Here is a 6,160-nt window from a genome sequence, read left to right on the forward strand (position 1 = left end):
GCCAGTGGACCTTCTTCAACGGCAACTACCAGGAGTACGAAGCCGACAAGAAGAAGCGCCTGGGCGAAGAAGGCGCCAAGCCGCACCGGATGCGCTTCAAGGCGCTAAAGTAGTCAGGCGAAATGACCCGGGCGCGTCGCGGCGCCCGTCCGAAGGAGCGTGCAATGGCAGCAGCGACTCGGTACTTTCTTGCGATGGCCCTGGCCGCCCTGGCCGGTTGCGGGGGCGGCGGTGGGGGCGCCAGCGTCTCGGTCGCCGCCTTCGGCGTTAGCGCCATCGCGACGCCGGCCCCGGCCCCGCCGGCCGGCAGCGTCGCCACGCCGCCTGCTGCACCAGCACCTGCACCGCCCGCGGCGTCGACGATGTCGGTCAAGGTCACCGAGCTGGCGACCGGCCTCGATACCCCGTGGGGCCTGGCCTTCCTGCCCGATGGCCGGATGCTGATCACCCAGCGCGGCGGCCAGCTGCGGCTGCGCAATGCCGACGGTTCGCCGGTCAACGGCGGGGCCGACCAGGTCGCCGGCCTGCCGCCGGTCGCCGCGGTGGGGCAGGGCGGCTTGCTCGACATTGCGGTGGACCCGGACTTTGCGAGCAATCGCCGCATCTATTTCAGCTTTTCCGAGCGCGACGGATCGAATCCCGGTCTCAACGGCACCGCGGTCGCACGAGCCGAACTCGATGCGGCCAACCGCGGCCTCGTCAACCTCACCGTCATCTACCGGCAGTCGCCCAAGGTCGACAGCACGGCGCATTTCGGGTCCCGGTTGGTGTTCGATCGCAACGGCTATCTGTTCGTGACGATGGGCGAGCGCCTGCTCGACACCCAGCGCGGCTTCGCGCAAGACCTCTCGCGCGGCAACGGCAAAGTGGTGCGCATCACCACCGATGGCGCGGCCGCGCCGGGCAATCCTTTCGCCGCGACCCCCGGCGCGCAGCCCCACATCTGGAGCTACGGCCACCGCAACCCGCAAGGGGCGGCGCTGCATCCGGTGACCGGCGAGCTCTGGACCAGCGAGCACGGCCCCCAAGGCGGCGACGAGCTCAACCTGACCCTTGCCGGCCGAAACTACGGCTGGCCCGTGATCAGCTACGGCCAGGAATACGGCACCCTCACGCAGGTCGGCGTCGGCACGGCGCAGGCCGGGCTCGAACAGCCGCTCACCTACTGGGAAAAGAGCGACGGCTCGGCCTGGACCCCGGGCACGCCGAAGTCGTCGATCGCGCCGAGCGGCCTGGCGTTCTACACCGGCGACGCGCTGCCCGACTGGAAGGGCAATCTCTTCGTCGGCGCGCTGGCCGGCACCGCGCTGTGGCGGCTGACGCTGGACGGCAATGCCGTCATCGCCCGCGAGCGGCTGCTGGCCGACCGTGGCGAACGCATCCGCGACGTGCGGCAGGGGCCCGATGGCTGGCTCTACCTGCTGACCGACAGCAGCAACGGCAAGCTGCTGCGGTTGCAGCGCCAGTGAACGCATCTCCAGTCGAAAGTTGTTGTTTTTCCGTGTAACAGTTGATGTCGTAAAATCTGCGCACTTTTTTAGTGCGAGCGGGATATCGGCATGGGCATGGGGATGGGGATGGAAATGGCGCGGCGCTGCCGCGGCCTGGTCTTGGTTTTTTTGGGGAGTCTGGGGTTCGGCGGTCCGGCATTCGCAGTCACGGTGTCCCTCGCGGGCTTCGCGTACTCGGGCGACGCACAGAGCATCCCGAGCCGCTTTCCGTATTCGCAGCGCTTCGCGGCCTCGCTCGGGGGGACGGGTGTCAATGACCTGATCCGCCAGGCGGTGGCGACGCAGCCGCCCCGGGCCTTCGAGCTCGACACCGTCAATCTGGCCGAGCTCAAGGGGCGCGACCAGTCGATCACGGTGGCGCTCGTGATGAGCGGCGAGACGGTCTCGACCGAGCAGTTCGGTGCCTATTCCAAGCTGTTCATCCAGCTGCGCGCGCAGGCGATGTTCTTCGACTTCAAGACGATGACCGTGCTGCGCGCCTATCCCTTCAGCGTGGCCTATGTGGACCTGTTGGACCATGCGCCGACGGAGGACGAACTCGCCAGCCGCGTCCGCACGCTCTATCTTGGTGCGGGCACGACGCCCGGCATCGTCGCGCGCTTCGCCGATGCGCTGGGCCGCGCTTCGCTGCCGAGCCAGGTGCCGCGCTTCCTGCAGGTCTCCCAGGCCACGGTGAGCGACGAGGCGCGCAAGGCGCTGCCTGCCGCGCTCGCCGCCCAGCCGGGCGTGGCGGAGACCTGGGTCGCGGACATGCTGAGCGAAGCCATCTCGAGCCGCACCGGTGTGCCAATCCTTCCGTATGCGAAGGGCCATGCGATCGGCCAGGTGATGTCGATGCGCATCGCGGACGGTTCCGTGTACGAACTCAAGCTGCCGGAGCCCGACTACGCGATCGTGGTCGACGTGTCGCGCTTCGGTCGCTTCGAACACGCCAAGGTCGCCGCCGGCACGAGCTACATCTATGCCTCGAAGGTGCAGCTGAAGATCCACCAGCCGCTCTCCGGCCGCGTGTACCTCGAATCCGAATTCAAGAACGGCGAGGTCAAGACGGTTCCGTCCTCGCAGCAGACCGTGGACGATTTCCCGGCCTACAGCGACAGCCTGCGCGGCCTGTTCACCAAACTCTCGAACGTCCTCGCCGGCCCCGGCGACGCCTGGCTCAAGGATGCCGCGGCGAACAAGGACATCGACAAGCAAATCACGGCCACCAAAGAGGTACTCAATCTATGCAAGTAATCCGCAACGTCTTCCTGATGCTGCTTATGGCCGCGGCGGCCTTCACCACGCAGGCGCAGGTCGCCAACGCGCGCGGCAAGGCTTCCGTGACCTACCAGGGCTCGGTGTTCGGCAGCAAGGCCTCGGCCGACGACAAGCAGAAGGCCTTGCGCGAAGCGCAGGTCAAGGCGGTCGAGTTCTACTACGCCGAGGCGGGGCAGGCGGAGTCGGCCAACTTCGATGCGATCCGCGATCGCGTGGCCGCCAATCTCGACAAGTTCATTCTCGAGACGACGGTGCTGGACGAACAGGACCAGACCGACAAGCAGGTCTACACCGTCACCGTGCGCACCTCGATCAACGTGGCGCAGCTGCGCAACGCGGTCAAGGCCGGCTCGGCGACGCAGGCCGTGGCGAAGGGCGACAAGTCGAAGCTGACCTTCCTGTTCGTCTCGCGCCAGGTCGACTCGGAGAAGAGCTTCGACGACCGTGTCTACCAGCGCGTCGATCGCGGCGTGAAGGTCGACGCCAAGCGCTCCGACGATCGCAGCGGGGTCGAGGGCGAGTCGATCGGCAATGGCCGGATCGGCACCAATGCATCGGTCAAGCGCTCGACCTCGATCGACGCCAAGCGCACCGACACGATCGAGACCGGCGGCAGCACGACGCGCAAGTCCAGCGAATCCACCTGGCGCATCTTCCCGAGCGCCAACCTCAACTCGGTGTTCACCGGCGTCTTCGCCTCGGCGGGCTTCAAGGTGCTCGAAGCCGCCTTCGTCGAGCCGTACACCAACGGCCTGCTGAAGATCAAGAACGTCGAGAACGACTACAAGAGCGGCAACGACCTCGACCCGGCCACGCTGCGCGACGTCGTGCGCGGCCTGCAGGCGGCCCAGGTGCCGTACCTCGCATTCGGCACGCTCGACGTCGGCCTCGCCGACACCGATCCCGCCAGCGGCCTGAAGCGCGTGGCGGTGACCGTCACCGGCAAGATCCTTGATCTCAGCAGCGGCATCCCCGAAAACCTGTCGACGGTCGGCCCGGTGCAGTACGCCGGCGTCGGCCCGACCGAAGCCGAAGCGCGCGGCAACGCACTCAAGAAGGCCGCCGACAGCGCCGCGCGCGAACTCGTGAGCCAGGTCACCAACATCGGCCTGCGCTGATGCGCCGGTCTTTCTTCTTTCTTCCCTTTTCTCTCTCGAACGTCATGAAATTCAACGCCATTGCGCTTGCCTGCGTCCTCGTCTCGTCCTCGGCCTTCGCCCAGTTGTCCATGCCATCGATCGGCGGCCTGACCGGCGGCGGTTCGTCGTCGGCGCCCGCGGGCAACGAAGGCGCCCAGCAGGATCAATTGGTGCGCGCCTATGTCGCCGCCAACAAGGAGGTGCTGGTGGCCCAGTCGAAGATGGCGGAAGCCGTCKGCCTCAAGGAATCGGCGGCCAAGCTCAAGTCGACGGCGGATGCGCTCGGCGACGGCGCGACCAAGGGCAACCTGTCGGATGCCGACAAGATCCAGAGCGATTCTTCCAAGGAAATCAGCGAGCGCCTGAAGGACGGCAACCTCAAGATGGATGCCGAGTCGCAGGCGCTCTACGCCTCGGGCATGGCGTCCCTGGGCACCGGCGTCATCAAGTACGTCGGCCTGCGCCCGCACATCACGAATTTCGCCAACACGCTCAAGGCATCGCCCATGCTGGCCATGACCAAGCTGAGCTCGGGCGCCTACGTGGTGACGAACTTCCCGGGCAATGCCAAGAACGTCTACGACACGCTGAGCGTCTCGACGGCCTACGCGAAGAGCCACGACATCCCGGTGCCGACCGACGCCACCAAGGCGCTGGGCTCGTTCTGATCCCATGAAGCTCAACCGACTCGCACTGGCCGCGCTGGTGGCTCTTTCGGTGGCGGCCTGCGACAAGGCCAAACCGCCCGAAGCTCCCGTGGCCGCCACACCGCCGGCGACTCCGGCAGCACCGGTGGCGCCGATGCCCGACGTGGGCAAGGTCGGCACCGTGACGGTGAACGCCAAGGGCGCCGGCGCGTCGGCGGCCGAAGCCGTCGATGAAGCCATCCGCATGGCGCTCAAGCAGGCCAACGGCCAGACCGTGGACCTGAGTTCCGAGCAGTTCAAGGTCACGCTGTCGCTGGCGCACGGCAAGGATGCGGAAGCGCTGCGCGCCAACGCGTTCGCCGAGCACATCGTGCAGAGCGCCGGCGGCGCCATCACGGGATTCAAGGTCAAGCAGCTCGACGGGCCGGACAGCCGCGGCTTCTACAAGGCCGACATCGACGCCGAGGTGGCCAAGTTCACGCCGGCGGCGGCCGACAGCAAGAAGCTGAAGATCGTGATCGCGCCGCTGCGCTTCGACACCGAAGCGTTCGCGGTCGGCGGACGCAGCGTGCCGGCCGACAAGGTGGCCGAGGACCTGCGTCAGCAGATCCTCGCGGCCCTGACCAACACCGGCCGCTTCACGGTGCTCGACCGCGACCTGGGCGGCGAGGTGGCACAGGAGCTCGACCTGATCTCGTCGGGTCAGGCGCCGCGCGCCGAGTTCGGCAAGCTGGGGCAGGCGATGAGCGCCGACGTGGTGTGGGTCGGCAAGATCAGTTCCTTTGCCTACAACCGCCACGCGCGCAAGCTGCAGACCAGCGACCGTGAGCTGGTGAGCTACTCGGGTGGCTGGGCCGTCTCGCAGAAGCTGGTGAACGTGGCGACGCGCCAGGTGATGCTGTCCGAGTCGCTGCGCGGCGAGGCGCCGAGCGTGGCCGCCACGACGCTGGGCACCGGTGTCGACGGCGCCCAGGTGAGCGAGGGCATGCAGAACGACATCGCCAGCCGCATCGTCTCGGGCATCGTCTCGCGCACCTTCCCGGTGACCGTGATTTCGCGCGAGGGCGATGCCGTGGTGCTGAGCCAGGGCGGCCATGCCGTTCGCGAAGGCGCGCGTTACCGGCTGGTCCACATGGGCAAGGAGATGTTCGACCCGCAGACCAACCAGTCGCTCGGTCGCGTCGAGTCCGACTGCTGCGAAGTCGTGATCGACCGCGTGACGCCGAGCATGGCGCAGGGCCGTCTCGAGCGCGTGCAGATGAATCTCGATGGCCTGCAGCCCGGTGCGCTTCAACTGCGCGGGGTGGTGTCGGCGCGCGTTGCCGCGGCGACGGACAGTTCGGCCCCACCGGCGGCCGCGACGGTCAAGCCGAAGCAGGCCGTGCCGCGGGCCGCGACTGCGCCTGCCGCGGCGAAAGCGCCCGCCGTCGACGACAAGTGGTGAGTGGGTGAGTTGCCGGCCCTCGGGACATCGCCCGAGGGTCAGGCAGCTTCCGAAGCGAAGGGCCGTCCACGTTGGACCTCGCCCGGCGCGCTCGCCAGCACCCGCTTGCGGACCGTGTGGATGTTGTTGCGCAGCGCATAGAGCTCGTCGGCATACGAG

5 protein-coding genes are annotated in these 6,160 nt (G+C 67.6%); all 5 read left to right on the top strand.

Translation table 11 applies throughout. From position 1 onward, the window contains the following. Positions 1 to 164: 164 nt before the first annotated feature. The 5 genes from AC1D2K_RS28035 to AC1D2K_RS28055 all read left to right on the top strand — a co-directional run bounded on the left by AC1D2K_RS28035 (position 165) and on the right by AC1D2K_RS28055 (position 6,001). Entirely contained in the window at positions 165 to 1,469 is a 1,305-nt protein-coding gene (locus AC1D2K_RS28035; protein WP_478092808.1) for a PQQ-dependent sugar dehydrogenase, read from the top strand. A gap of 192 nt (positions 1,470 to 1,661) precedes the next feature. Continuing rightward, complete coding sequence (locus AC1D2K_RS28040) at positions 1,662 to 2,747, top strand: hypothetical protein (RefSeq protein WP_478092810.1); 1,086 nt, start codon at positions 1,662 to 1,664, stop codon at positions 2,745 to 2,747. Continuing rightward, positions 2,738 to 3,889: a hypothetical protein gene (locus tag AC1D2K_RS28045; protein WP_478092812.1), complete on the top strand. Its 1,152-nt coding sequence runs from the start codon at positions 2,738 to 2,740 to the stop codon at positions 3,887 to 3,889. Before AC1D2K_RS28040 ends, AC1D2K_RS28045 begins: the two co-directional genes overlap by 10 nt. Before the next feature lie 44 nt (positions 3,890 to 3,933). Beyond that, entirely contained in the window at positions 3,934 to 4,578 is a 645-nt protein-coding gene (locus AC1D2K_RS28050) for a hypothetical protein (RefSeq protein WP_478092814.1), read from the top strand. A gap of 4 nt (positions 4,579 to 4,582) precedes the next feature. After that, the gene (locus AC1D2K_RS28055; RefSeq protein WP_478092815.1) at positions 4,583 to 6,001 is read left to right on the top strand and encodes a CsgG/HfaB family protein; all 1,419 of its coding nucleotides are present in this window, start codon (positions 4,583 to 4,585) and stop codon (positions 5,999 to 6,001) included. The last annotated feature ends 159 nt before the right edge of the window (positions 6,002 to 6,160 follow it).

This window comes from Variovorax sp. P1_H12_2 (assembly GCF_056405335.1).